The sequence below is a fragment of the Methanomicrobiales archaeon genome (assembly GCA_030019205.1).
Classification (GTDB): domain Archaea; phylum Halobacteriota; class Methanomicrobia; order Methanomicrobiales; family JACTUA01; genus JASEFH01.
This window is the reverse complement of sequence record JASEFH010000013.1, coordinates 43,189-68,391: the sequence shown is the minus strand read 5'-3', so window position 1 is coordinate 68,391 and position 25,203 is coordinate 43,189. Positions and strand designations below refer to the sequence as shown.

Below are 25,203 nucleotides of genomic sequence, written 5' to 3'. Positions count from 1 at the left end.
GGGATCTCTACAGAGCCACAAATCCCATGCCTTTTATACAGATACAACACTGCAGGGTTCACCACCAGCCCAGGGGGTGAATTCATTCGCGCAAGCGTACATTTCCAGAGATTCATTTTTACGCAGTAGGGAGAGGATCGATCCTCTCCATTCATTATTCCCGTTCAGGAGTGACGCATCTCCCTGGATGAACCGCCTCACGAGGTAACGTGGGTGGTGTTGGTGCCGATTTCTCCGGTTGCATAGAAAAATGGGAGAGATTCCGTCGTACGATCCACTTTCGCCCTGCCCACGCCCTACCTTCTAATATCCCCCTTCCCACTGCTTGATGGTGCTGTAGTCCGGCACTCAGGACAGTCATTGCCATGGCGCACCTCTTTACCGCCAACCCGCCCCGTTTCGCCTGAGAAGAGCCCCGCCTCCCCCGGACGCCGCACCGATGGACAACTGCGAGGTGAATACATGACGAAACGACCAGCCCATCCTCTCGCGGTGGCACGAGTGGGAAACGAGGGCTTCGAGAAGACCTGCCCCCTCCGCAGGGGGATCGGCAGCCTGACGAACGAACGCGGCATCCGGGTACGCATCGGGAAGAGGGAGGGTGCATGTCCGGCCGCTTGAGTGGCGCCTCCCGCGTGCGGATGACCAGACCCGATCAGCAGAAGTGCGCCACTAGAGAGTCATCCTCCCGGAATATAGGTATGCGCATCCGCGGGGACCCCGCCCCCCACCCCTGCCCGCCCTGCCGCCTCGCGGTCCCGGAACCCGCCCCCGGCCCGGAGTGCGCCGGGCTCCGGGGCGGGGAGATGCGGCCGGCAAAGGAAGACCTCTTCCAGGAGTGCGCTGTGCGGACCTTCCGCGAGTGCCGGTCCCGGAAGGTGAGGTGATGCCCTTTGAAGAAGCGGGCACCATCGTCCCCGGCATGCGCGGCGGCGTGGTGCTTCGGATCGGCCCCGACCTCTACGTCCTGGGGGGGACGGAGATCAAGACCCTGCTCTTCTACGGCAGCACGGTGAGCGTCTGGAAGTACAGCGCCCAGCGGACCCTCGAAGGCTACGCGCGGATCGGGATGCAGTTCGCCGGCGTCGCCCGCACCAGCCGCTCGGGGCGGGCGGTGCTTTTCAGCATCGGCGGCATCACCTACATCGTGCCCCGCGACGACCTGGCGGACGTGGCGAAGCGCCGGCGGGACGAAGCCCCCCTCTCCCGCATCGTGCCCCGCGAGACCCGCAGGGAGGAACACGGATGATCGCGGTCTCCCCCGCCCGCTGCACCTGCCCCGGGGCTGTGTGCCATGGCAGATGATCTCAGCCGGACGCTGGAGACCCTCTTCCCGCACCGGCAGGTCGTGGAGATGCGGGCGCTGGGGGAGGACCGGGTCGCGAGCGGCTACTATGACGACTACGCCAGACTGGCAGAGCACGCGAGGGCCCTGGATGCCGATCCGGCCGTCCACGGCATCTACGTCACCCTGAACGAGGTGAACCCGGCGCTCCTCGCCCGGCGGGCGAACCGCATCAAGATGCGGCTGCACCGAAAAGACGCGACCACGGGCGACGGCGATATCCTCCGCCGCCGCTGGCTCCCGATCGATATCGACCCGGTCCGACCGAGCGGGGTATCGGCGACCGACGCCGAACACGCCCGGGCCCTGCAGCGGGCGGACGCGATCGCCGCGTGGCTCGCGGACCTGGGATTCCCCGGGGCGGTGCGGGGCGACAGCGGCAACGGGGCGCACCTGCTCTACCGCATCGACCTGGAGAACACCGACGAGAACCGGGACCTGGTGAAGCGCTGCCTGGAGGTGGTGGCCGCCCTGCACGGCGACGACACGGTCTCGATCGACACCGCGGTCTGCAACGCCGCCCGCATCTGGAAACTCTACGGCACGCGCTCCCGCAAGGGGGACGACACCCCGGAGCGGCCGCACCGCCGCTCCCGCCTGATCTCTGTACCGCCCCGCATCGAGACGGTGCCGCGGACCACCCTGGAGCGGCTGGCGAACTGCCTGCCGGCGGCTCCGGCGGCGCCGAAGGGGAGTGAGAAGATCCGGGATCTCGCCGCCTGGCTGCAGGAGCACCGCATCGGGGTGAAATCCCGGAAGCCCTACCAGGGCGGGACGCTCTTTGTCCTGGAGGCCTGCCCCTTCTCCAGCGCCCATACCGACGGCGCCTTTGCCATCCAGTTCGGGAACGGGGCGCTCTACGCCGGCTGCCACCATGCCTCCTGCGGGGGCGGGAAGCAGCGCTGGGCGGAGCTGCGGGGACGGTTCGAGCCCGCCGGGCGGAGGGCGGCGGCGGAGGACGGCCCCTCTTCTCCGCAGGACACCGATCCGTCGGAGCAGAGCGGGTTCACCGAGGCCCGGCGAGCCCGTGCCGAGGAGATCCTCGCCCGAGGCGACCCCCGGGGCTTCATCCTCTCGACCTTCCAGGGGCTGCACGTCGGGGACGCGATCGTCGCGGAGTGCTTCCTGGTGAGCGTGGTCGCCTCCGCGGCGAAGAACTCCCGCGGGCTCCACGTCTGCCCGACGGGCGACTCCGGCAAGGGGAAGAGCGACGCGGCCCAGTCGTTCCTGAAGCTGGTGCCGGCGCCCTACAAGGTCCAGGGATCGATCAGCTCGAAGTCGCTCTTCTACCACGAGATCCACCCCGGCTCGATCGTCATCTTCGACGACGTGAACCTGAACGAGGACCTCCGCGAGATCCTCAAGAACGCCACCTCGGACTTCCAGAACCGGCTCCTCCACCACACCATCAGCATGAGCCGGGAGGCGGTGGTCCGCACCTTCCCGCCGGGCTGCACCTGGTGGATCCTCTCCGTGGAGAACCCGGGCGACGACCAGATCCTGAACCGCATGCTCAAGCCCTGGATCGACGACACCGAAGCCCAGGACCGGCGGGTCCAGGAGACCGTCTACCGCCAGGCCGCGCTCTCGCAGGACGAGATCCGCACCGTCGAGGACGTCGCGGTCTGCCAGGCGATCGTTGCCGAGATCAAGCGGCAGTCGGTCTACGTGCGGATTCCCTTTGCGGACCGCATCCGCATCGAGAACGTGCGGAACCGGCGGAACACCCTCATGCTCCTCGACCTGATCCGATCGTTCGCGATCCTGAACTACCGCCAGCGGGTTTCGCGCACCCTGCGGAACGGCCAGACGGAGATCGACGCCGCCGTGGCGGACTTCGAGGCGGCGGTGCAGCTCTGCGTCGCCCTGGATCGCGAGGGCGGCCAGACCACGAAACTGTTGAAGAACGAGCATCTGTTGATCGAGACGGTCCTGAAGATGCACGCGGAGGAGTTCACGGTGAAGGATCTGCAGAACTGGATGGGGCTCTCCTACGACTCCATCCGGCGGATCCTGCACGGGCGGCCGGACCGCTCCACCTGGGGGCTGCTCGCGAAGTGCCCGGCGTTCGGGTGCGTCGATACGACGACGCTGGACGAGACGGAGACGCCGCCCCGCAAACGGCGGGAGTATCACTACACTTTCGATGCGGAGCTCTACCGCGCCTGGATGCGGAACGGGGGGATCTGGCTCGCGGAGGATGACGGACCTTTGCCCACGTTGCCCACCGATCCCGATGGTGGGCAAGAGTCGCGGGCAAGAGACGATACGGCTGATGGAGCGTCCGATCCCCCTTCTGAGGAAATAGCACCGAGTTCTGAGGGGGCCGATCCGACTCTTGCCCAGATCTCCCCGACCACAGGAAGGGGTGAACCGGCAGCCGATGATCAGGTGTGCGACGCGGGAGCGTCCCATGATTCCGCAGATGTGGGCAAGAGTGATCTGAAGCCAGCGGAACGGGAAGGAATTGAAAAACCGGACACAGAACAGGCTCCGCTCTCTTGCCCACCGTCTGGGCAAAGCATGGGATCGAATGGGCCGGTGGGCAAACGTGGTGTCATCCGGGAGCAGGACTACATCGCCCTCCCCCGGGCCGTGGACCAGCCCTGTCATCTATGCGGGAGGCGCCCGACGAGTTCCGTGAAGAGGATCGCGAACGGGGAAGAGCCGCAGTATCTCTGTTATGACTGCCTGAAGGGGGCACGGAGTGCGGGACAGAGCAGGCGTCTGCCGGACGTGAAGCGGCCCGGCACCATTCCTCTCGCGGGTGTGCTGGACCACCGGGACTTCACCAGGATGGAGGACCCCTGGGGGAAGTGCGATATCTGCAGAGTGAACAGTGCCGCGTATCGGAGCTCGGACCGGCACAGCCACCTGTGCGGGGTATGTTACCAGCGGTTGGTAAGGGAGTGGAATCAGGGGCAGATAGCGTAACGGTCTAATAAGTAGCCATATCCAGAACTGTGGAATCAATAAATATTTTTAATATTCGAAAGATGAATCGAATTAATGCACTTTTTTAAAAATAAAGCCCGGCATCCTAATAAAAGAAGATAGTCTCCAAAAGTATCCCTTAAAAAGAAGAATTACCCTCATTTTGGGGTTGGTTGGCAGACTGTATATGGTCGTACTCGTAGCCTTCGTCGCCTTCTATGTACCCGCTCAGTTCTACTGGGCTTTGAATACCTCTCGAGCACTGGATGTGTACTTCTCGATACAATATAAAGTAATAATTCAGCCAGAAGGCGAGAGACAGATCAGCACCATACTTGATGAAGTTCAAGACATGCCCCATGAAGTAGAGAAATTAAATCGGATTGCCGAATGGGTGACAACCAATTTCACGGAATTATTCTGGGAGAGATACCTGCATCGCAATATCATACTCCAGACCTTGGATCCACCGATTAACAGGTATCGTTATGATCCCTCGACAGGCAAAATCAGGGCAGAGCATTCAATATTTGGGAAAAATCCATTCACTAACGATCCTTACTGGATCAGTTACAATAAACTGGGTGCCTGTGGCGAATTGGCCCATCTGTTTGCAAACGTATCCAATAGAGCAGGTTTTGAGACACGGGTAGTTGGTGCGGACCTTGTTGAGAAGTTTCTCATATTCGAATTTGTGACAAATAACCATGCCTGGGTGGAAGTGAAGATCGGGGATGAGTGGTGGTATTTCGATCCCGATGCTTATGGTCATTATCACGTGTTAGGAATTGAGTCTTACAAGGATCGGTGGTTCAATAAAACTGAATACTACGACATCTTTTCTCCTGACAGGGTAAAGCGCGTGTACATCGGAGGGACTCAAGAGGATATATCAGATCGTTATCCTCGGCTGGTACCATATCGCGCTCCGATCTGGACATGGTAATGGAGATGTAGCAGGATTGAAGGAAGATAGGGAATATTCTTCTCCCATAATTCTGCCTATGTCTCTGCACTTTCGTCCTGTCTGCTTCGCAACCCTTCTACCCCCGAATTGAAGGAATGCTATGGGTCGAAGCTTTCAGAGCGTCCGGATGGCTGTTCAGGATGTCACTTCCCGGTGGGAACGGGCTGGCAAGGCGATGCGACCGGACGACCGCCCGTACGCAGCCATGATCGCGGACTTCACCAAACGGCATACGAGCGCAATATTCTATACCTTCGACGATCCTCTCGAAGCAGCCGTATTTTCAGTGCTTGTCGAAATTCTGAAACGATTGGATACCGAAACGGATGAACCGTGCATCCAACCCTCCTGTCACTTTCCCCCCGCATGCAATCTCTATTAAAAGCCTCGGCCATAACCAATTCTTCAGCCTATAGATCCTATAGGCAAGTACCTCAATGGCAGATTTCGTAGAAACGACCAACACCAAGACGGCGGTCCGGACTCTTACCGCCCCGATCGCCGACGTAGCGGCCTTCGACGCCATCGTCCAGGCCGTGCTTTCGGAAAACCCCTTCGGCTGCGTGGAGTACATCCAGGCCGGCGTCACCCATCCCGGTGTCGAGAAGGTCCGCGAGGCTTACACGGTCCGCGTGAACTACGAGGACGGCGAGGGCAACCGCGTGGGCTACGTGACCGCCCGATCCCCCTCGGTCGCGGCCTTCACCGCGAACGCGGCGGAGATCCTGGCGAACGCCGCCCTGGCAGCCGCGATGGGCGGGACGGCGGTCCGCGACACGGAGGCCGAGTCGTTCACGTGCCAGCTCCGCTGCCACGATCCCAACGGCGAGATCTACTCCGTGGCCTTCACCCGGGACGCGGTGCGGATCACCTCCTACCAGGACGACGCCATCCGCCTCAAGGTGGAGACCTGGGCCGACACCGTGCCGGCGCTCGCCTGACGGGGCCGCTCCTCCCATCATCACCTTTCCCCTGGAGCGACCCCGGATGGATAGCGGCGTCCTGATCGTGGGCATCCTCGTCGGTGCCGCCCTGCTGGCCTACGTGGTCGTCCCCGGTCTCATCATCGTGTGGGACCGGGTCCTGGACCACGTGCGGCGGACGGGGAGCGGGAAGGAGCAGGGATAACCTCCCCCTGCACCCTCTCCTCCCGGAGCCGTCATGACCGATCTCTTGACCCTCTGCACCACCGCTCTCGCCCTCGCCGGGCTGCTGGCCGGGTTCATCACCGCCCGGCGGCTGCGGCTCCTGACCGCGATGATCGTCGCGTTCGGGGAGGAGGCGGCCTGCTACTACCGCATCTCCCGGGATGGTGAGATCACGATCGAGGAAGAGCAGGAGATGGGGCGGGCGGCGATCCGCTTCTTCGAGCGGGTGGAAGAACTCGGGATCGAGGTGCTGAACCGGGACACCTGCGGGACCTGACCCCGGGCGATACCGTCCGTCTCCCTCACACTCCCGGAATCGCCCTCCTTCTCAGGTCGTAGGTCCCGATGCGAAGACGGTCCCGCCCCCTCCGGCCCGCGCCGGAGACTCGCCCCCCCCTTTTCAATACATCTCTGTTGTGCCTCGACGCCCCCACGCGCTCGGCACGATCACTTCGTGGCGGCGGCCGCCTCGTTCTCGCCGCCCGCCGCTCCGCTCGCTCTGCCGCGCCCGATGGCACCGGGCGCGACGGCCGCCCGCGGACGTGCGCGTACCGGGAGATCGTTCGGAGGCGCAGTATTATCAGATAGGGGGTTCACTGTTTCAGTACTTTTACAGGAACATCTGCCATGTCCCGGTCCCCGCGTACTGCCCGGAAGAAGGAAGCGCAGGATTCCCGCGCTGCCGCACACGGCGGGACTCCATCCGACGCCGAGCGTATCGCAGCGCTCGAGGCGGAAGTCGGGACACTGCGGTCCGAGAACGCCGCCCTCCAGCGCGGCATCGCAGCCTGCAGGCGGAGCGAAGCGAGCCTGAAAGAGAGCCGGGAACGGCTCCGATCGATCCTGGACCATTCGCTGGATGCCCTCTACCGCCGAAACCTGCTGACCGGCCGCGCCGATTACTACAGCCCCGCCATAGAGCTGCTCACCGGGTTCACCGTGGAAGAATCGCTGGCCATGCCCATGGATGCGATCCTCGGGCGCGTGCATCCCGACGATCTCCCCCGGGTGCGGGATGCAAAGCTGAATCCCGCATCCCTGACCGCAGGGGGCACGATCGATTACCGGTTCCGCCGCAAAGATGGCACCTACCGGTGGTTCTCCGACCGATTCAGAATCCTCTTTGACGAAGAGGGCAGGCCTGTCGCTCGGGAAGGCGTCATTCGCGACATCACCGAGCAGAAGCAGGCCGAGGCGGACCTGGAGGCCAGCGAACTGCGATATCGGACCATGGTGGAGAATGCCCTCGATGCCATCGTCATCGTCGATGGCGAGAAGATCCTCTACCTCAATCCGACCGGGCGAACACTCCTCGGCATCTCCCGTCCGGAAGAGATCCTCGGCAGGGCGGTATTGTCGATCGTTCATCCGCACTTCCGCGATAGCGTACAGGCGAATATTGCCCAAGACCAGCTGGGCGAACCAACACCGATCCTGCAGTTTCCGCTCCTCCGGCAGGATGGAACTTCTGTATGGGTCGAAGGGCGGGGGGTCCGCACCGACTTCGGCGGGAAACCCGCCGTGCAGATCGTCCTGCGGGACATCTCCGACCGCAGGCAGGCCGAGGCGGAGCTCCGCTCTGCCATAGAGAGGGAGCGTCTGCGCGCCACGGAACTGGACGCGACCCTCGCATCGATCGCATCGGGCGTCATCATCTACGATCGATCCGGGTCGATCATCCGCGTGAACGAGGCGGTGCGCAGGATGATCGAGGGAACATCGCCCTCTCTGGATCCTGCCCGTTTCGAGGAGCGCCGGGAGATGTTTGGCGTTGTGCGGGCGGATGGAACGCCATTGCCCCGGGAGGCGGCCCCCTACTACCGGGCGCTGCACGGCGAGACTGTGCGGGGAGAAGAGGTGATGGTCACCCGCCTGGACAGAGAACCGCTCTGGGTGGACACCGCCGCGGCCCCCATCCGCGATGGCAGCGGCGCCATCGTCGGGGCTATTGCCATCCTCACGGACATCACCGAGCGCAAAAGGGCCGAAGAAGCCCTGCTGGAAAGCGAGGCCCGGTACCGTCGCATCGTCGAGACCGCCAACGAGGGTATCTGGACCATCGATGCGGATCACAGGACGACCTATGTCAATCGAAGGACGGCCGAGATCCTCGGGTATACGCCCCAGGAGATGCTTGGCCGCTCTCCTGCTGAATTCCTCTTCCCGGAAGATGTCGAGACCGTGAAAGACCAGCTCAAGGAGCGGAGCAACGGGACTCCGGCCACCAATCTCGAGAAACGCTATCGGAAAAAGGACGGCAGCTGTGTCTGGGTGAACATGAACACGGTCCCCCTCTACGACGACAGGGGCAACTATGCGGGCGCCCTGGGTATGATCGCCGATATCACCGAGCGGAAACGGGCTGAAGATGCGTTGAGAACGGCCAATGAACTCCTGGAGAGTCGCGTTCGTGAACGGACGGAAGCCTTGGCTCTCTCCCTGGAAGCCCTGAAGGCCGAACGGCACCGCCTCTACGATGTCCTCGAGACCCTGCCGATCTACGTCTGTCTTCTCGATGAGGACTACCGGATGCCGTTTGCCAACCGCACCTTCCGTGATAACTTCGGTGAATCTCAGGGCCGTCGCTGTTACGAGTTCCTCTTCAACCGCACAGAACCCTGCGAACACTGCGAGTCCTATACCGTGATGAAGACCCGGGCGCCGCACCAGTGGTACTGGACCGGGCCCAATGGCAGGGACTACGAGATCCACGATCTCCCCTTCCCCGACAGCGACGGTTCGCTGCTCGTTCTGGAGATGGGGATCGACATCACCGACCTGCGGAAGGCGGAAGCAGCGCTCAAGACGGCGAATGAAGAACTCGAGACCCGGATCAAAGAGCGCACTGCCGAACTGGCGCAGGCAAACCTCTCTCTCCGGACCGAGGTGGCCGAACGGAGGCGGGCCGAAGAGGCGCTGAAAGGGTATGCCGAACGCCTCCGGCGGAGCAACGAAGACCTGGAACGGTTCGCCTACATCTCCAGCCACGACCTGCAGGAGCCGATCCGCACGATGGTGACGTTCGCCCAGCTCCTGGAGAAACGGTATGCAGGGCGGATCGATCGGGATGCCGACGAGTACATCCACTATATCGTCAGGGCCGGGAAACGGATGCAATCGCTCATCAACGACCTGCTGGAGTTCTCGCGGGTCAACACCAAGGGCATGGAGTTCCGCCCCACGGATGCCAATGCGATTGTCGAGGAGGCCCTGGCCGGTCTGCAGATCCAGACCGTGGCGGAGGGCGTCACGATCACCGTGGATCACCTGCCGGACGTGATGGCCGATCCCGGCCAGCTCCGCCAGGTCTTCCAGAACCTGATCGGCAACGCCCTCAAGTACCGCAGAGCGGATACCCCTTCCGAGATCCGCATCTCCGCCCGGGAGGTGGATCGCATGGTGCGGTTCTCGGTCGCGGACAACGGGATCGGGATCGAGCCGCAGTACTTCGACCGCATCTTCGTCATCTTCCAGCGGCTCCATGGCATGGACCAGTACGAGGGGACCGGGATCGGGCTGGCGCTCGTAAAACGGATCGTCGAACGGCACGGAGGCAGGATCTGGGTGGAGTCCGAGCCGGGGAAGGGCTCGACGTTCCACTTCACCCTGCCGCCCGTGCGGGCGTCCGGCGACGGAGGGACCCTTCCGAATGGGGCGAATATCCTGCGGTGAGAAGACCCGCCGGATCGCCCCCGGCCATCCCGTGCGGAGTCCCCCCGTGCGCGGGGTCTTCGGGGCGCATCCGCTCGGAACGGGGAGGGGTTCACGCCGGCGGCGGGGAGCGGATCCATTCATCGGATCGATGAATCTTCAGCGTGCCAATCAATATATGCCGATGCCGTGAATTTTGAGAGTACCCCCGCATGCCCTATGGTTTGTCCGCATGAGAATGCCCCGGTGCACCGGGGCGGTGGCACACGGAAGCTCTCTTCCCGCGACAGCAGATCCGCGGCACTCCGGGATCTCTTCCAGGAGCGGGCGGCGGAGACGGTCCGCGGGCGGGAGCACGTTCTCCGCGCCCTGATCGATTCCGCGCTCGATGCGATCGTCGTCCTGGACTGGGACGGAACGGTCCTGTTCACCAACAGAGCCGGGGCCGCTCTGGCGGGCTTCGGGGATCCCGGGGACGCTATCGGCAGGAACGTCCTCGGGTTCGTGCATCCGCACTCCTTCCCCTCCGTTCTCCGGGACATCGAACGCGTGAAGGGCGGCGAGGGCGGTATCCTGAACGAGTACCGCATCCAGAACCTGAAGGGGGAGGAGAGATGGATCGAGGGGCTCGGGACGAAGATTGCCATCGCGGGCACGGAGGCGATTCTCGTCAACCTGCGGGATATCACCGCGAGGAAGCGTCTTGAACAGGCTCTCCGCGAGGAAGAGGCGCGGTTCCGGTCGGTCGTCCAGAACTCCTCCGATCTCATCACGATGGTCGACGGTCAGGGGAGGATCCTCTACGAGAGCCCGGCGACCCGGCGGATTCTCGGGTATCCCGCGGGGAAGCGGGTCGGCGCGTCCATCTTCGACTACGTGCACGGCGACGATCGGGCTGCCGTGCGCGAAGCCTTCGCGCGGGCCGTGACCGAACCGGGAACGGCGCTGTCGGCCCCGTTCCGGATCCGGCACGAGGACGGATCCTGGGTCTACCTGGAATCGACGGGGAGCAACCTGCTCGACGATCCCTCCATGCGGTGCCTCGTCATCGCCTCCCGCGACATCACGGAACGCAAACGGGCCGAGGAGGCCCTGAAGCGCCGGGACGCGATCCTGGAGGCGCTCACCTTTTCTGCGCACGCCTTCCTGCGGAACCACGCGGTTTCCGCGAGCATCCCCGGGATCCTGGAGGTTCTGGGCAGGGCCGCGGACGTCAGCCGGGTCTGCATTTGTGCCTGCCAGGCCGGGAGCGACGGCGGTGCTCGGATCCGCCGCACGTTCGCATGGAAGGCGCCCGGCATCGCCCCTCCCGGGGAGGATCCCCAGGACCCCCGCTGGGAGGGCGGGCGTACCCCCCTGCTCCGCCAGGTGCTCGAGCAGGGGCGGACGGCGGCGGCCACCCTGGCGGATCTGGCCCCTGCGGATCGGGAGGTGCTCGAACCGCAGGGGATCCGATCCCTCGTCCTGGTCCCCATCCGGGCCGGGGGGAGCGTATGGGGTTTCATCGGATTCGATGAATGCCGGTGCGATCGCGTCTGGACGTTCCCGGAGATCAAGGCCCTGGAGGCGGTCGCCGATCTCGTCGGGTCCGGAATCGTGCGGGAGCAGATGGAAGAGAAGCTCCGCGAGAGTTCCGAACGGCTGCGGTTCGCCCTCGCCGCCTCCGGGACATCGATCTGGGAATGGGACATCCGCCAGGACCGGATCAGCGGTCTGACGGATCTCGAACCGGCCTTCCGCGCCCTCACCGATATGTATCCCGTGACCTTCGAGCGGTTCCGGAGCCTGATCCATCCCGGGGATCGCCCCCGAATCGACGAGGCGGTGCGGAAGACGATCCGCGAAGCGGATCGGGACAGTTCGCATCGGGAGACGTTCCGCATCGGGCTGCCGGCGGGGGAGGTGCGGTGGATCGAGGTGCACGCAAAAGCCGTCTTCGACGCCTCCGGTCGTGCGGAACGCGTGATCGGGACCGCCCGGGACATCACGGCGCGCCGGCAGCTCGAGGAGGAAGTCGAGATCCACCGGCGCCAGCTCGAGCGTCTCGTGGCCTCGCAGACCGTCGAACTCACCCGCACCGTCGAGTCCCTTCGCCGCGAGATCCGGGAGAGGGAGCAGGCCGAACGCGCCCTCCAGAAGCGCGAGGAGTTCCTGAACGACATCTTCCACAGCATCCAGGACGGGATCAGCATCCTCGACTGCGATATGTCCATTCTGCGGGTGAACCATGCCATGGAGGAGTGGTATGCCCACTGCATGCCGCTCGCCGGGAAGAAGTGCTATGAAGCATACCACGGAAGAGAGCAGCCCTGCGAGGCATGCCCCTCGCTCCGCACTCTCGCGACGGGAGAACCCGCGCACGGGACGGTGCGAAAGAGCGGGCCCGGCGGTGAGGCAGGGGGATGGCTCGACCTCCACTCGTTCCCCCTCGTGGACGAGCGGACAGGCGCTCTCTCCGGGGTGATCGAGTACGTCCGCGACATCTCCGAGAGAAAGCGCATCGAAAATGCCCTCCGGGAGAGCGAGGAGAAGTACAGGAGCCTCTTCAACGAAGATATCACCGGCAATTTCATCTGCTCCCGCGCAGGCGAGATCCTGGACTGCAATCCCGCGTTTCTCCGCATGTTCGGGTTTCTCTCCCGGGAAGAGGCGCTGTCGTCCAGCGTCCTGGACATCTATGCCGATCCCTCCGAGCGCGAGGAGCTCCTTGCGCGTCTCGAGAAGGAGAAGAGACTCGATGGGCATGAGAGGCTGCGGAAGCGGAAGGACGGCAGCCCCATCCCCGTGATCGAGAACGTCATCGGCGTCTTCGACGACCGTGGCAGCCTCGTCGGAACGAAAGGCTACATGATCGACAACACCGAACGGAAGCGTGCCGAGGAGGCGCTGAAGAGATCCCTGGAGAATCTCGAGCAGAGCAACGCGGACCTGGAACGGTTCGCCTACGTCGCCTCCCACGATCTCCAGGAGCCGGTGCGGATGATCACCAGTTACGCGCAGCTGCTGCGGCGGCGGTACGGCGGGAGGCTGGATGCCGATGCCGACGATTTCATCGGGTTCATCGAGCAGGGCGGAAGAAGGATGCAGGCGCTGATCGCGGATCTGCTCGAATACTCGCGGATCCATTCGCGGGCTACACCATTCGAACCCACGGATGCCGGGGCCGTCCTGCGGGAGGCTCTGGAGATGCTCAAGCTCTCGATCGAAGAGAAACACGTTGCGGTCACGCAGGATCCCCTGCCGCCCGTGCTGGCCGATCCCTCCCAGCTCCGCCAGGTCTTCCAGAATCTCGTCGGGAACGCCATCAAGTTCGGCAGGGCGGACACCCCTGCGGCGGTCCACATATCGGCCCGGGGGGAGGGCGACACGGTGCGGTTCTCGGTCGCGGACAACGGGATCGGGATCGAGCCGGAGCACCGCGAGAAGATCTTCGACCTCTTCCAGCGGCTGCACGGGCGGGAACGGTACGAAGGAACCGGCATCGGTCTCGCGATCGTCAAACGGATCGTCGAGCGGCACGGAGGCGGGATCTGGGTCGAGTCCGAGCCCGGGAAGGGCTCGACGTTCCACTTCACGCTCCCCGCGGCGCGGCAGCCGGTTCCGCAGGGGCGTGACCGTCCATGAATCCGATCGAGATCCTGCTCGTCGAGGACAATCCTGCAGACGTCAAACTGATGCAGGAAGCCCTCCGCGAGTCAGCGGTGCCCGGCCGCCTCGCGGTGGTGGGCGACGGCGAGGAGGCGGCGGCATTCCTGCGCCGGGAAGGGCCGTATGCCGGTGCACCCCCGCCGGATCTCATCCTGCTGGACCTGCACCTGCCCCGCTGCAGCGGGCTCCAGCTGCTGGACGAACTCCAGCGCGACGATCGGCTGCGGCGGATCCCGATCGTGGTGCTGGCGGGATCCGTCGGCCCGGGAGAACGGGCAGAACTCCAGAAGCGGCCCATCCTCCGCCATATCACCAAACCTGCGGATCTGGACGAGTACTTCGCTGCGATCCGGGCGGTCCTGGACGATCTCGCGGAGATCCTGGGATTGCGGCGCGGACGGTGACGGGCGGGACGCCGGGCTGCGGCGGCAGCGTTCGGCAGGCCCCTCGATGCCCCCGACCCCCCGCGGAAGGCAGGAGAACGCCGCGTTTGCGGGTGGCCCGCCCGCGAGCCCCCGGAGATCCGCGATCTTCCGCGATGCGGAATCCTCCCCTCGATTCCCGCAAGGGGGAGACTGCGCGCATCGGCGCAGGCAGGAAACCCGGAGAACATGCCGGCAGCGGCGGGACGGTCCGCCCCGATCCGGCGGCGTGCAGGAGGGTGTGCGGACCGCGGCGGAACCGGGCACGCGATCCCGGCGGCTCCCGGTTCCCCCGCCGGAGCCCCTCCGCGCCCCGGCACCGGCGCCGCAGTCCCGGCAGGGGGGCTCTCCGCGTATTTTTTATCCGCTGGAATCCTCTCCTCTGTATGGCGATCGTGGTCGGTTCCGGTGCCGGCGGCGGGACGGTCGCGAGGGAGCTGGCGGCGCAGGGGCACGCGGTCCTGCTGATCGAGAGGGGCCCGGCGATCGCGGAGCGCGACGCCCTCCGCCACTACGCGAACGTGGACGCCGGCATCAAACTGATGCGGGTCTTCTGCCTCGGCGGCACGACGACCGTCTCCGCCGGGAACGGACTGCGGTGCCTGGAGCAGGAACTCGGAGCCCTCGGCATCGATCTCTCCCGGGAGTACGCGGAGGCGGAGAGGGAGCTCGGGGTGAAGGAGCTCCCCGACACGCTCATCGGGGAGGGCACGCGGCGCATCATGGACGCCGCCCGCACGCTCGGGTTTCAGCCCCGCAAAATGCCGAAGTTCATCGATCCCGCGCAGTGCACCCGGGACGGGATGTGCGGGTTCGGCTGCCCTGCCGGGGCCCGCTGGACTTCGGCCCGCTACGTCCGCGAGGCGGAGGAGAACGGGGCGGAGGTGATCACGGAGAGGAAGGTCGAGGCGGTGCTCGTGCGGCACGGCGAGGTCGCCGGGGTGCGGTGCGCCGGGCGGGAGATCGCCGACGATCTCGTGGTGCTGGCGGCAGGAGCCCTGGAGACCCCGAAGCTCCTCGCCCCCCTGGGCCTCCCCACCTCCCCGCTCTTCGCCGACACCTTCGCGACCATCGGCGGCGTCTGCCGGGGGGCGGGGTTCAACCGGGATGTCCCGATGGGAGCGTACATCCCGTTCGACGGCGGTCTCCTGATGCCCCACTACTCGCGGCAGCTGCTGACGCTGCTGCAGGACAGGGGCCTGCAGGTCGGCCCGGGCGACATCCTCGGGATGATGGTGAAGATCCGCGACGACGACGCGGGGATCGTCGGGGAGACCGTCGTGAAGGGGGTGACCGCCCGGGACGCGGAGCGCATCGCCGGCGGGTCCTCGATCGCGGGCGCCATTCTGCGGGAGGCCGGCGCCGATCCCGCGACGTTCGCGATCGCACCGCTGCGGGGCCCGCATCCGGGAGGAACGGCGAGGATCGGCGTGACGGTGGATACGAATCTCGAGACGGCGGTGGGCGGTCTGTACGTTGCGGACGCCTCGGTGCTGCCGGAGGCGCCGGGAGGGCCGCCGATCCTGACGATCGTGGCGCTGGCGAAGTACGCGGCGCGGCGCATGCGGCTGAAGTGAGATGATCGGGCATACCAGTGCGAGACGCCGTCCGCCCTATCGTCTCACGGTCCGGCACTGCCGCTTCTCTGCACCTTCTGCAGAAAGACCGCCATCCTCCGAAGGAGGTAGATGAACCAGCCGCCATTGGGACCGTGCAGCGATCCCTCCTGCAGGAACCCTGCGCCGTTCTCCTCTATCGGCGGCATGAGGCCGCCGATCCGGATCTGCCCCCGAACTGCAGCCGGTCAGAATCCCGTCGCGTAGTACCAGCCGTTCTCCTCCCGCACGTGCACCGGCAGACCGAACACCTCGCCGACGGACCCGTCGGTCAGCACCTCCGCTTTGGGCCCGTCCCGCCAGACACGCCCCTCCTTCATCAGGATCACGCGGGAGATCTCCGGGAGGATGTCGTGCAGGTTGTGCGTGACCAGGATGATGGCGGTGCCGCCCCGCGCGATCTTCCGCAGCGTCTGGCGGAAGGCGTGCAGGGCGTGCAGGTCCAGGCTTGTCGTGGGTTCGTCGAGGAGGAGGGCCTTCGGGTCGTGCACCAGCGCCCGCCCGATCAGGAAGCGGCGCCCCTCTCCGCCCGAGAGCGTGGTCATGGGGCGGTCCTGCAGGTGCTCGATCTCCAGGAACCGCATGACGGCGCGGGCCTTCTCCTCCATCGCCGGTGTCACCGCATGGCGGAAGAGGCCGATGCTGCTGAAGAAACCCGAGAGGATCACGTCTCTGCCGGCGATCTCCCGCATGAACGCATGCTGCAGGTCAGCGGAGACGATCCCGAGCAGGGAGCGCAGTTCGAACACGTTCCACGCCGTCTTTCCCCGGATCCGCACGATCGTATCCCCGTCCTGCGCCAGGGGGTAGCACTCCCGCGCGATGGTCCTGACAAACGATGTCTTCCCGGCCCCGTTCGGCCCCAGGATGGCGACGCTCTCCCCCTCGCCGATCGTGACCGAGACCGAGTCCAGCACCCTCCGCCCGCCCCGCACCACGCTGACGTTCCTGAACTCCACGAGGGGAGGGTGCGCGGATGCCGGGGGATCCCTGTACGTCATCTCGACCGCCATACCGTTCCGTTCGCGGATACCCCCCTCCCGCGGGGCGGCACGGTCCGCGAGTACGTGTACTGTGCACCCTCCGCACCGAAATACCTGTTCATGCGGGATGCCGCGGGGAACGGAACCGCGAAGGGAGGATCCAGCCCGAACCGTCCGCAGGCGCGATCGCGATCCGCAGCGCCGCCTGTCCGGGGATCGGCAGAACCGGCCGGGCAGCCCTCCCGCACCCCCGGGAATCCGCCGAAGTGCAAGGTTATTAAACGTTGACCGCCTGTAATTTCCCGGTTGATATCCATGGCAATCGACTGGTACAGGGACTTCGTCGATACGCGGTACGAGCCGGCGGAGGACGACCTGGTATGCCTCTACTACTTCGAGCCGGCGGAGGGGATGAGCCGGGAGGAGGCGGTCGGGCGGATCGCCTCGGAGAGCTCGACCGGCACCTGGACCACGCTCTACCAGCTCCCGCCCCGCATGAGAGATCTACAGGCGAAGGCCTTCGAGATCGACGGTAACTACGTCAGGATCGCCTACCCGCTCGAACTCTGGGAGGCGGGAAACGCAGCCCAGCTGATGAGCGGCATCGCCGGCAACATCTTCGGGATGAAGGGCGTCGCGAACCTGCGGCTGATCGACGCCACCCTCCCTCCCGCGTATATCCGGGACTATCGGGGGCCGCCGTTCGGCATGGACGGCATCCGCCGGATGATGAACGTCCACGACCGCCCGCTGACGGGAGCGGTGCCGAAACCGAAGGTGGGGTATACGGCGAAAGAGCATGCAGAGGTCGGCTACGAGACCTGGATGGGCGGATTCGATTTTGTCAAGGACGACGAGAACCTGACGTCGACCGCGTTCAACCCCTTCGAGGAACGGGTGGAGCAGCTCACCCGCCTGCGGGAGCGGGCCGAGCAGGAGAGCGGCGAGCGGAAGTCCGCCCTCATCAACATCACCGCCGAGACGGAGGTGATGAAAAAACGGGCCGAGATGCTCGCCGACCACGGCTGGAACTACGCGATGATCGACGTCGTGGTCGCCGGGACGTCGGCGGTGATGACCCTGCGGGATTACTGCTCCGATCTCGGTCTCGCCATCCACGCCCACCGCGCGATGCACGCGGCGTTCACGCGGTCCGGGAAGCACGGGATCAGCATGCAGTTCCTGGCCAAGATCATGCGGCTGATCGGCGTGAGCCAGATCCACTCCGGAACCGCGGTCGGCAAACTGGTCGGCACCAGGTCGGAGGTCACCGTGCTCGCCGATATCCTGCGGGAGCCGCACACGCGGGCGGTCGACCGCCTGATCCTGGACCAGGACTGGGGGCAGATCAGGAGCGCGTTCCCCGTATCCTCGGGGGGTCTGCACCCCGGGCTCGTGCCGGACGTGCTCGACATCTACGGGACCGATCTCGTCCTGCTCGTGAGCGGCGGCATCCACGGGCACCCGAAGGGCACCCGCGCCGGCGCGATGGCCACCATGCAGGCGATCGAGGCCTGGAAGGAGGGCGTCTCCCTCGAGGAGAAGGCGAAAACCGCGCGGGAGCTCGGGGAGGCCCTCGAGAAGTGGGGGACGTACAAGCCACGGTAACCGTTCGGCGGCGGGTGCGCCCGGTGAGCGGCATTCGCCTGCCGGGCCGAACCGCGTACGGCGATCCGCGAAGAGCGTACGCGACACTGCCGCTCGCGGGACCTCCCCGATCCACCCCCCGCCCCGCGATCCCCCTGCAACCGGGAGGGGGACGACCCGCCGCACCCGTGCGGCCCCCGGGATCCGCCGCCCTTCACCGTCCCCCTGCCGGAACCCCCTCCGGCAGCGCGGGGGGCGGGGCATACCTTTATCGTCCCGCGGGGCAAAGGTATAACCCTTCAGGCATTGTCCGTGGCTGAAATAATCGAAATATCAAAAATTGGAGTGGATTAACTGACACACTGGAAAGAGCAGGGGACCGACAGGGATACCGATTTCGATGTCGAGGAGGTAAACGACGCCGGGACGGAGTGCATTCGCGTACGGCTGCCCAAGAAACGGAACAAGGAGATATTCGGGATTGCCGACCTGATGATGGGCGGCAACCATATCCGGGTGCGGTGCGGGGACGGCGTCACACGCCTGGGGCGTATACGGGGAAAGATGAAGAAGAGGGTCTGGATCCGCGAGGGGGACGTGCTGATCGTGGTCCCCTGGAACTTCCAGGACGAGAAGTGCGACATCTTCTACCGCTATACCCGCCCGCAGGTCGCCTGGCTGCGGCGAAATAATTATCTCTAGGCAGCCGCAGGTCTTGAAGTCGATGAGAGCTGAGACTGCGGCCGAGAAGATCTCTTTTGCCGATCTCCCCCTCTCCCGCGAGGTGCAGAGGGGGATCGGGGATATGGGGTTCGAAGAGCCCACCCCCATCCAGTCCCTGGCCATTCTCCCGATCCTGGAGAGGCGGGACGTGGTCGGACAGGCGTACACGGGCACGGGGAAGACCGCCGCCTTCGGCATCCCCGCGCTCGAGATGGCCGATCCCCGCGATCGGCGGGTGCAGACGATCGTCCTCTGCCCCACCCGGGAACTGGCGATCCAGGTCTCCGACGAGCTCCGCAAGATCGGCCGCTACCGGAAAGGGATCCAGGTCCTCCCCGTCTACGGCGGGGCGCCGATCGAGCGGCAGATAAGCGCGCTCCGCCGGGGGGTGCAGATCGTCATCGGCACGCCCGGGCGGGTGATGGACCACATGCGGCGGGGGACGCTCTCCCTCGACGCCGTGCGGCTGGTCGTGCTGGACGAGGCGGACGAGATGCTGGACATGGGGTTCTACGACGACATCGAGACCATTCTCCGCGGGATCCCCCGCCAGCGGCAGATGGTGCTCTTCTCCGCCACCATGCCGCAGGGGATCCTCGACCTGGCACGGCAGTTCCAGCACGAGCCGCTCTTCGTGAAGGTGACGCACCGCCAGCTGACCGTGCCGGGGATCGAGCAGTACTACTTCGAGGTGCAGGAGCGGCACAAAGCCGATCTCCTCTCCCGGCTCGTCGATCTCCAGGCCTTCCGGTCCGTGCTCGTATTCTGCAACACCAAGCGGAAGGTGGACGACCTGGTGAACACGCTGCAAGCGCGGGGGTATTCCGTGGAGGGTCTCCACGGGGACATGGGCCAGTCGCAGCGGGAGCGGGTGATGGGAAAGTTCCGCAGCGGCGAGACCGAGATCCTGGTGGCGACCGATGTCGCCGCGCGGGGCATCGATGTCGGGGGGATCGAGGCGGTCGTCAACTACGACGTTCCGCAGGACGAGGAGTACTACGTCCACCGCATCGGGCGGACCGGGCGCATGGGGAGAGGCGGACGCGCCTATACCTTCGTCTCCGGCCGCGAGGTCCAGAAACTGCGGGAGATCCAGCGGTTCACCGGGACGACGATCGCGCAGCAGCCGATCCCCTCGCCCGTGGAGGTGGAGGAGGCGCGGGCCAGCATCCTCCTGGACCGGGTGCAGGAGGTGCTGGAGGCGGAGAAGCTGGAGCCGTACATCCTGCTCGTCGAACGGCTGCAGCGCCTGGACTACACCTCGCTCGAGGTGGCGGCCGCCCTCCTGAAGATGCTCATGATCCAGGAGAGCACGGGCGGAAGAGAACGCTGACGCATCCCCGCGGTCCCCCGCAGGCGCCGTGCCGTTTCCAAGCGTTCATAACCCTATCCTCCGTATCTATCAGCATCATGGCGCACTACAGGATTCTCATCCACATCGACGAGTACGGCAAGGCGGATCTCGTCCTGACGAACGCACGGAACGCCCTGCTGGACATGGGCGAGGCAGAGGTCGAGGTCGTGGTGAACTACGAAGCCGTCCTGATGCTCATCCAGAGACCGAACCACCGCGCGGGCGCCATCCGGGAGCTGATGCAGAAGGGAGTACGGTTCGTCGCCTGCTCGAACGCGATGCGGGCCTTCGGGGTCGGCGGGGAGATGCTGATCGAGGGCGTGGAGATCTGCCCGGCCGCCATGGGCGAGATCGTGCGGCGGCAGGCGGAGGGGTTCTTCTACATCCGCCCGTAGCGGGTTCCCCCGCCGGGAGAACGATGAACCCCCGGGAGCAGGGGGATGCCCGTATACCCCCCTACTCCTTCTTCTCCACCCTCTTTCGGGCGGCCTCGGCCACCGACTGGATCGCCTGTTCCAGTTCTGCGGCGGTCTTCTGGACCTTCCTCTCGATCTGCTCGCGCCCCTCCGGCGTCAGGAAGAGGTGGCGGCCGAAGCGGAGTACATCGTCCACCGCTTTCTGGACGGACTGGAGGGCTTCGCTGCCCAGTTGATCGATGGCGGGGGCGGCGGGGGCTTCCGCAGGAGCAGGCCCGGCTGCCGGGTCCTCCACCCAGCGGCCCCGTTCGAAATGACCGCTCTTCTCGTGCATGGATAGTGATCTGGGCGGTCCGGGTAGAAAAAAGGCGGGGATCCGCGGACCCCGATCAGGCGTCCCCCTCCCCCATCGCCTCCCGGCTCCGCATCTGGTAGAGGTGGATCGGGTCCATCTCCAGGTACTCGGTCTCGCCGGTCCGCATGACGATGCTCTTCACCCCGCTGTTGACGATCATCTTCGAGCAGAGGAAGCAGGGCCAGATCTTCGCCGGCTGCTCCGATCCCACCTCGAAGCCCGCCAGGTAGAGCGTGCACCCCCGCGCCTGCTTGCCGGCCTGGATCAGGGCGTTCATCTCCGCGTGCACGCTGCGGCACTTCTCGTAGTTCGAACCCGAGGGGATATGGTGCTCCTGCCTCCAGCACTTCCTGATCTCGGTGCAGTCCAGCTGCTTCCGCGGAGCGCCGGTGTAGCCGGTCGAGACGATGGTGTTGTACTCGTCCACGATGATCGCGCCGAAGTTGCGCCGCAGGCAGGTGCCCTGGTGGGCACACCGGAGAGCCAGATCCAGGAAATAGATGTGCCTGTTGGTTCGCATGACGGAGAGGGTTGGAGCAGGGGAGGGAAAAATCTGCTCCTTTGGGCTGGAGCCGGGGATCCGCGGGGATCTCCGCTCCGCTGCCGTCCCGGATCGAGAGACGGTCCCCGTCCACGGCATACACCCCCGCGGACTCCAGCGCGCCCAGGGACCGGCTCTCCTGCTCCATGACGGCGGGCGCGCCGCAGTTCATCTCGGTGGACCCGATGTTCGAAAACCGCATGGCGGATCCCTCCGCGGCGCAGTCTGCGAAGTACTGGTTGCAGCCGGACGACCCCGATACGGTGTGCCCGCGGAACCGCAGGGTGACGGTCGTCCCGTTCAGCACGGGCGCCGCGTCGCCGCCGGGGAGTACGCGGAGAGGATCCATTCCGTGCCGTTCAGGACCGGCGCCCCCCCCCCGCAGCGGCGATCAGGACGATCAGAAACCCTGCAGCAGCACCCGATCTCCCGTGCGGCATCGACGGAATCCCCGGTTCGTGCAGGGGATAAAGACTGCTTCGACTCCGAAAATTTTCGGAGTCACCGGGGCGTCTTTTCCCCGCCATCCTCCAGGAAGAACCGCCACATGCAGAAGCGATGCGGCGGGTGCGGATCGGGCGGGGCGTGGATGCACTCGACGCGGATCCGCTCGTCGATCTCGCGGGCGAAACTCGTGAACTCGGCACGGTGCATCTCCCGGCAGACGTACTCCGGAAGACCGCGGCGCAGCCGCGCCTCCTGGGTCGGGCAGGAGGGAGTGGTCAGGATCACCTCTCCGTCCCGCACCTCGATCTCGTAGTTCACGATGATGGCCCAGGGGAAGAGCTTCAGCGCCCGGACGAACCCCTCGAGGCCCCCCTCCGCGATGGCGAACCGCGATCTGATGTCCCGCGCCGCCATGCCCGCGACACGGCCCCATACCCGTTCGTTCAGGCGCTCCGCGGTGGGCTGGCCGAACTGCTCGGCCACGTAGATGAACCAGAACGCATCCACCACCCGGTAGTGCCAGAGGAGGAACTCCAGATAGCTCTCGAGATCCTCCCGGCTCATCCTCTCCAGGATCTCGCGATTCATCGCTTATCACTGTACCCTTCTCTCGAAAAAAATGTATCCGGCTGAATTCCGGTTTTCGTCTGCGGCGAAGCGCGGGGGGACGAAGAGAAGCCCCGCGGCGATACGAATCGCTGCCTTTATCCTGTCATCGCGGGAACATTCCCGTAAGGTGTCAAATATGGGTCTGTTCCAGGAATTCATCGAGTTCTTGAACGAGTACAAGGTCGTCGCGCTGGCCATCGCCTTCATCATGGGCGTCGCCGCCAACCAGCTGGTGAAATCTCTCGTGGACAACGTCGTGATGCCGCTGATCAACCCGGCGATTGCCGCCACCGGAGGGGACTGGCAGACGGCGACTCTGGCCGTCGGCCCCTTCATCTTCGGGTGGGGGCCGTTCCTCTCCGATGTCATCTACTTCATCATCATCGCGTTCGTGATCTTCCTGATCGCCAAGATGCTGCTCAAGCAGGAGAAGGTCAAGAAGATCTGAAATGTTTTCTGGCTCTGCCGCGATCCCCATCGGAGGTGGAACATGCCCCGGGACGTCCTCTCCGCCGGAGGGGCTCTGCACCCTCCCCGCTCGTGCGGTCGCCGGGGAGGCTCCCGGGGGCGGGTAAACCGTGCATTTTTTCACGCCAGCCCGTTTTTGGGGCTGTACCGGACGGGCCAGCGGGCAAATCCATGAAGCCAACCGACTGAAATAAAAATTACGCAACACGGGCGGCTTGACTATCCCGTGCGGGAAGGTACCGCCGGATCGGCAGCGAATCTGCCGTTCCCCCCCCTACGGCAGCTCTTTTCGATACCGAAGATCCGGCACACCCTCTCCCATCATCCGGCGCTTCAGGGCGGTGAAGTTATTTTAATGGCTGTATTGAGCCTGATGGGAGCCGTGTCTGGCGGTGTGCGCGGATGCGAACGAGGAAGAGGTGCGGCCGGGAAAGCAGCTGCGTCTCAGAGAGGCGGCACCGTGTACACGGTCGCTGTTGAAGACACCAAAAGATCAGGGCTCATGCCCGTGATCGCTAAAATGGCCCCCGGGAGCCATTGTCCCTGCAGACAGAAGCGTTCCAGGGCGTTGGAGGTCGGCAGGTTTCGCCATCAGCGGATGAATCCTTTACCCCGCGCTGCCGGGGGGGGTGAGAATCATAGCAATGGCATTTGAAAATTTTTTGGGGAATCCGGCCGGAAGAGTGCTGATGAGCGATAGGGGGATCCGGCCGGATTCTTCCCCCTGTTTATGAAAGAGTGCGCGTTCAGGTTTCCGTACGGAACACCGGAGCGACAAATCGAACCGTTGGGGCTGTAGCGGGATAGTTCAAACCCTTTATCCACTCCGGTCACGAAGGGTATATGCCCGTTCGTGCACAACGCAGTAATCGGAGTTTGTACGATGGATATCCCGCGGATCTTCACCATTGCCGAGAGTGCTCACCGCATCCATAACCCGTTCACACCAGAAAATCTCGCCACTCTCGGCGCAGCGTTGCGCCTGGAACCGGGGGCCCGTGTGCTCGACCTCGGCAGCGGTTCGGGCGAGATGCTCTGCACCTGGGCACGCGATTACGGGATCGCCGGCGTCGGCATCGACCTGAGCCCGTTGTTCACCGAGCAGGCGAAACTCCGCGCCGAAGAACTCGGAGTCGCCGATCGCGTCCAGTTCATCCACGGCGACGCTGCCGGCTACGTCGCCGACGGGAAGGTCGATGTGGCAGCCTGTCTCGGTGCCACGTGGATCGGCGGGGGAGTCGCCGGCACCATCCGCCTTCTGGCGAAGAGTCTCCGCCCCGGGGGAATCATCCTCATCGGCGAGCCCTACTGGCGGAAGTTGCCCCCGACGGAAGACGTTGCCCGGGGATGCGAAGCCCATTCCATCTCCGACTTTCTCAGGCTTCCGGAACTTCTCGCGTCTTTTGGCGACCTCGGCTACGACGTTGTGGAGATGGTCCTGGCCGACCAGGAAGGCTGGGACAGGTACGAGGCGGCCAAGTGGCTCACCATGCGCCGATGGCTCGACGCGAATCCCGACGACGACTTCGCGAACGATGTCAGAGCCAGACTGGCTCAGGAGCCAAGACGATACGCCGCGTACACGCGTGAATACCTCGGATGGGGCGTGTTCGCGCTGATGGCGCGGTGATGCGGGACCGCGGGGAGATCGGGCGGATTGTCAACGGGCAAGCTTTTCCGATGCCCGGACCCCTCCCGTTCCCCGCCCCGCTCGCATTCCGAGATCACATGGCTGAAACACTCGGACAGGTTTCAGGCCAAAGGAGTATACTTCCGCATTCTATCAGCGATCTCTGCCTGCACCATATTACACGAGGTAGATTGGAAAATATTGTGGCAAAGGGCTCAATTATTGTGCAGAAATCGATTAAATGCCGTATGTGAAGATGGGATGACCTATCACGAGAAGTTCAAGATCATAAGCTAAGCGTGAGGAAAAGCATTGAACGCGTACGATGGGTTGAGCGGCTGGAACGATGGTAAACCCAT

23 protein-coding genes are annotated in these 25,203 nt (G+C 64.7%); 18 read left to right on the top strand and 5 right to left on the bottom strand.

Features of this window, described 5'->3' with window-relative positions; genetic code table 11:
• Positions 1–462: 462 nt before the first annotated feature.
• The 12 genes from QMC96_08495 to QMC96_08440 all read left to right on the top strand — a co-directional run bounded on the left by QMC96_08495 (position 463) and on the right by QMC96_08440 (position 15,692).
• A complete protein-coding gene (locus QMC96_08495) occupies positions 463–621 on the top strand; it encodes a hypothetical protein (protein MDI6876794.1) in 159 nt (52 codons plus the stop codon).
• Between the two features lie 80 nt (positions 622–701).
• Positions 702–887, top strand: coding sequence for a hypothetical protein (locus QMC96_08490; protein MDI6876793.1), 186 nt, complete (start codon positions 702–704; stop codon positions 885–887).
• Complete coding sequence (locus tag QMC96_08485; protein ID MDI6876792.1) at positions 887–1,249, top strand: hypothetical protein; 363 nt, start codon at positions 887–889, stop codon at positions 1,247–1,249. The genes QMC96_08490 and QMC96_08485 overlap by 1 nt, the downstream gene beginning before the upstream one ends.
• Before the next feature lie 45 nt (positions 1,250–1,294).
• Positions 1,295–4,279: a hypothetical protein gene (locus QMC96_08480; protein MDI6876791.1), complete on the top strand. Its 2,985-nt coding sequence runs from the start codon at positions 1,295–1,297 to the stop codon at positions 4,277–4,279.
• 187 nt (positions 4,280–4,466) lie between these two features.
• On the top strand, positions 4,467–5,225 hold the full coding sequence (locus tag QMC96_08475) for a transglutaminase domain-containing protein (protein MDI6876790.1): 759 nt from the start codon (positions 4,467–4,469) through the stop codon (positions 5,223–5,225).
• Between the two features lie 458 nt (positions 5,226–5,683).
• Positions 5,684–6,187, top strand: coding sequence for a hypothetical protein (locus tag QMC96_08470; GenBank protein MDI6876789.1), 504 nt, complete (start codon positions 5,684–5,686; stop codon positions 6,185–6,187).
• Between the two features lie 46 nt (positions 6,188–6,233).
• Positions 6,234–6,374: a hypothetical protein gene (locus QMC96_08465; protein MDI6876788.1), complete on the top strand. Its 141-nt coding sequence runs from the start codon at positions 6,234–6,236 to the stop codon at positions 6,372–6,374.
• A 33-nt stretch (positions 6,375–6,407) separates the two neighbouring features.
• Entirely contained in the window at positions 6,408–6,671 is a 264-nt protein-coding gene (locus QMC96_08460) for a hypothetical protein (protein ID MDI6876787.1), read from the top strand.
• 350 nt (positions 6,672–7,021) lie between these two features.
• Entirely contained in the window at positions 7,022–10,066 is a 3,045-nt protein-coding gene (locus tag QMC96_08455) for a PAS domain S-box protein (GenBank protein MDI6876786.1), read from the top strand.
• A 225-nt stretch (positions 10,067–10,291) separates the two neighbouring features.
• Positions 10,292–13,669, top strand: coding sequence for a PAS domain S-box protein (locus QMC96_08450; protein ID MDI6876785.1), 3,378 nt, complete (start codon positions 10,292–10,294; stop codon positions 13,667–13,669).
• The gene (locus QMC96_08445) at positions 13,666–14,097 is read left to right on the top strand and encodes a response regulator (GenBank protein MDI6876784.1); all 432 of its coding nucleotides are present in this window, start codon (positions 13,666–13,668) and stop codon (positions 14,095–14,097) included. The genes QMC96_08450 and QMC96_08445 overlap by 4 nt, the downstream gene beginning before the upstream one ends.
• 404 nt (positions 14,098–14,501) lie before the next feature.
• Positions 14,502–15,692 carry an FAD-dependent oxidoreductase gene (locus QMC96_08440; protein ID MDI6876783.1) on the top strand — a complete coding sequence of 397 codons (1,191 nt, stop codon included), beginning with the start codon at positions 14,502–14,504 and terminating at the stop codon, positions 15,690–15,692.
• Between the two features lie 44 nt (positions 15,693–15,736).
• Here QMC96_08440 and QMC96_08435 read toward each other — a convergent pair whose 3' ends face one another.
• Both QMC96_08435 and QMC96_08430 read right to left on the bottom strand, forming a co-directional pair.
• On the bottom strand, positions 15,737–15,880 hold the full coding sequence (locus tag QMC96_08435; protein MDI6876782.1) for a hypothetical protein: 144 nt from the start codon (positions 15,878–15,880) through the stop codon (positions 15,737–15,739).
• Between the two features lie 39 nt (positions 15,881–15,919).
• The gene (locus tag QMC96_08430; protein ID MDI6876781.1) at positions 15,920–16,744 is read right to left on the bottom strand and encodes an ATP-binding cassette domain-containing protein; all 825 of its coding nucleotides are present in this window, start codon (positions 16,742–16,744) and stop codon (positions 15,920–15,922) included.
• A gap of 285 nt (positions 16,745–17,029) precedes the next feature.
• Here QMC96_08430 and rbcL point away from each other — a divergent pair, with 285 nt between their 5' ends.
• From rbcL to QMC96_08410, 4 genes are all read left to right on the top strand, one after another.
• Entirely contained in the window at positions 17,030–18,322 is a 1,293-nt protein-coding gene (rbcL, locus tag QMC96_08425; GenBank protein MDI6876780.1) for a type III ribulose-bisphosphate carboxylase, read from the top strand.
• 333 nt (positions 18,323–18,655) lie between these two features.
• The gene (eif1A, locus tag QMC96_08420) at positions 18,656–19,003 is read left to right on the top strand and encodes a translation initiation factor eIF-1A (GenBank protein ID MDI6876779.1); all 348 of its coding nucleotides are present in this window, start codon (positions 18,656–18,658) and stop codon (positions 19,001–19,003) included.
• Positions 19,004–19,025: 22 nt separating this feature from the next.
• Positions 19,026–20,357: a DEAD/DEAH box helicase gene (locus QMC96_08415; GenBank protein ID MDI6876778.1), complete on the top strand. Its 1,332-nt coding sequence runs from the start codon at positions 19,026–19,028 to the stop codon at positions 20,355–20,357.
• A 77-nt stretch (positions 20,358–20,434) separates the two neighbouring features.
• A complete protein-coding gene (locus QMC96_08410) occupies positions 20,435–20,773 on the top strand; it encodes a DsrE family protein (GenBank protein ID MDI6876777.1) in 339 nt (112 codons plus the stop codon).
• A gap of 61 nt (positions 20,774–20,834) precedes the next feature.
• Here QMC96_08410 and QMC96_08405 read toward each other — a convergent pair whose 3' ends face one another.
• From QMC96_08405 to QMC96_08395, 3 genes are all read right to left on the bottom strand, one after another.
• On the bottom strand, positions 20,835–21,128 hold the full coding sequence (locus tag QMC96_08405; GenBank protein MDI6876776.1) for a hypothetical protein: 294 nt from the start codon (positions 21,126–21,128) through the stop codon (positions 20,835–20,837).
• Between the two features lie 55 nt (positions 21,129–21,183).
• Entirely contained in the window at positions 21,184–21,669 is a 486-nt protein-coding gene (locus tag QMC96_08400) for a deaminase (GenBank protein ID MDI6876775.1), read from the bottom strand.
• 522 nt (positions 21,670–22,191) lie between these two features.
• Positions 22,192–22,725: a DUF6125 family protein gene (locus tag QMC96_08395; GenBank protein MDI6876774.1), complete on the bottom strand. Its 534-nt coding sequence runs from the start codon at positions 22,723–22,725 to the stop codon at positions 22,192–22,194.
• A gap of 157 nt (positions 22,726–22,882) precedes the next feature.
• On the opposite strand from QMC96_08395, the gene QMC96_08390 reads away from it, so the two are divergent.
• Together QMC96_08390 and QMC96_08385 are read left to right on the top strand one after the other, a co-directional pair.
• On the top strand, positions 22,883–23,194 hold the full coding sequence (locus QMC96_08390; GenBank protein MDI6876773.1) for an MscL family protein: 312 nt from the start codon (positions 22,883–22,885) through the stop codon (positions 23,192–23,194).
• Between the two features lie 903 nt (positions 23,195–24,097).
• Positions 24,098–24,844, top strand: coding sequence for a class I SAM-dependent methyltransferase (locus QMC96_08385; protein MDI6876772.1), 747 nt, complete (start codon positions 24,098–24,100; stop codon positions 24,842–24,844).
• The last annotated feature ends 359 nt before the right edge of the window (positions 24,845–25,203 follow it).

What these genes read in the sequence shown, in the direction of transcription:
- QMC96_08435 (MDI6876782.1), bottom strand. Translation starts at nt 15,880, where the DNA reads ATGCCGCCGATAGAGGAGAACGGCGCAGGGTTCCTGCAGGAGGGATCG.
- QMC96_08490 (MDI6876793.1), top strand. Translation starts at nt 702, where the DNA reads ATGCGCATCCGCGGGGACCCCGCCCCCCACCCCTGCCCGCCCTGCCGC.
- QMC96_08430 (MDI6876781.1), bottom strand. Translation starts at nt 16,744, where the DNA reads ATGGCGGTCGAGATGACGTACAGGGATCCCCCGGCATCCGCGCACCCT.
- QMC96_08445 (MDI6876784.1), top strand. Translation starts at nt 13,666, where the DNA reads ATGAATCCGATCGAGATCCTGCTCGTCGAGGACAATCCTGCAGACGTC.
- QMC96_08410 (MDI6876777.1), top strand. Translation starts at nt 20,435, where the DNA reads ATGGCGCACTACAGGATTCTCATCCACATCGACGAGTACGGCAAGGCG.
- QMC96_08495 (MDI6876794.1), top strand. Translation starts at nt 463, where the DNA reads ATGACGAAACGACCAGCCCATCCTCTCGCGGTGGCACGAGTGGGAAAC.
- QMC96_08415 (MDI6876778.1), top strand. Translation starts at nt 19,026, where the DNA reads ATGAGAGCTGAGACTGCGGCCGAGAAGATCTCTTTTGCCGATCTCCCC.
- QMC96_08400 (MDI6876775.1), bottom strand. Translation starts at nt 21,669, where the DNA reads ATGCGAACCAACAGGCACATCTATTTCCTGGATCTGGCTCTCCGGTGT.
- QMC96_08465 (MDI6876788.1), top strand. Translation starts at nt 6,234, where the DNA reads ATGGATAGCGGCGTCCTGATCGTGGGCATCCTCGTCGGTGCCGCCCTG.
- QMC96_08485 (MDI6876792.1), top strand. Translation starts at nt 887, where the DNA reads ATGCCCTTTGAAGAAGCGGGCACCATCGTCCCCGGCATGCGCGGCGGC.
- QMC96_08460 (MDI6876787.1), top strand. Translation starts at nt 6,408, where the DNA reads ATGACCGATCTCTTGACCCTCTGCACCACCGCTCTCGCCCTCGCCGGG.
- QMC96_08405 (MDI6876776.1), bottom strand. Translation starts at nt 21,128, where the DNA reads ATGCACGAGAAGAGCGGTCATTTCGAACGGGGCCGCTGGGTGGAGGAC.
- QMC96_08395 (MDI6876774.1), bottom strand. Translation starts at nt 22,725, where the DNA reads ATGAATCGCGAGATCCTGGAGAGGATGAGCCGGGAGGATCTCGAGAGC.
- QMC96_08470 (MDI6876789.1), top strand. Translation starts at nt 5,684, where the DNA reads ATGGCAGATTTCGTAGAAACGACCAACACCAAGACGGCGGTCCGGACT.
- rbcL (MDI6876780.1), top strand. Translation starts at nt 17,030, where the DNA reads ATGGCAATCGACTGGTACAGGGACTTCGTCGATACGCGGTACGAGCCG.
- QMC96_08475 (MDI6876790.1), top strand. Translation starts at nt 4,467, where the DNA reads ATGGTCGTACTCGTAGCCTTCGTCGCCTTCTATGTACCCGCTCAGTTC.
- QMC96_08455 (MDI6876786.1), top strand. Translation starts at nt 7,022, where the DNA reads ATGTCCCGGTCCCCGCGTACTGCCCGGAAGAAGGAAGCGCAGGATTCC.
- QMC96_08390 (MDI6876773.1), top strand. Translation starts at nt 22,883, where the DNA reads ATGGGTCTGTTCCAGGAATTCATCGAGTTCTTGAACGAGTACAAGGTC.
- QMC96_08440 (MDI6876783.1), top strand. Translation starts at nt 14,502, where the DNA reads ATGGCGATCGTGGTCGGTTCCGGTGCCGGCGGCGGGACGGTCGCGAGG.
- QMC96_08480 (MDI6876791.1), top strand. Translation starts at nt 1,295, where the DNA reads ATGGCAGATGATCTCAGCCGGACGCTGGAGACCCTCTTCCCGCACCGG.
- QMC96_08385 (MDI6876772.1), top strand. Translation starts at nt 24,098, where the DNA reads ATGGATATCCCGCGGATCTTCACCATTGCCGAGAGTGCTCACCGCATC.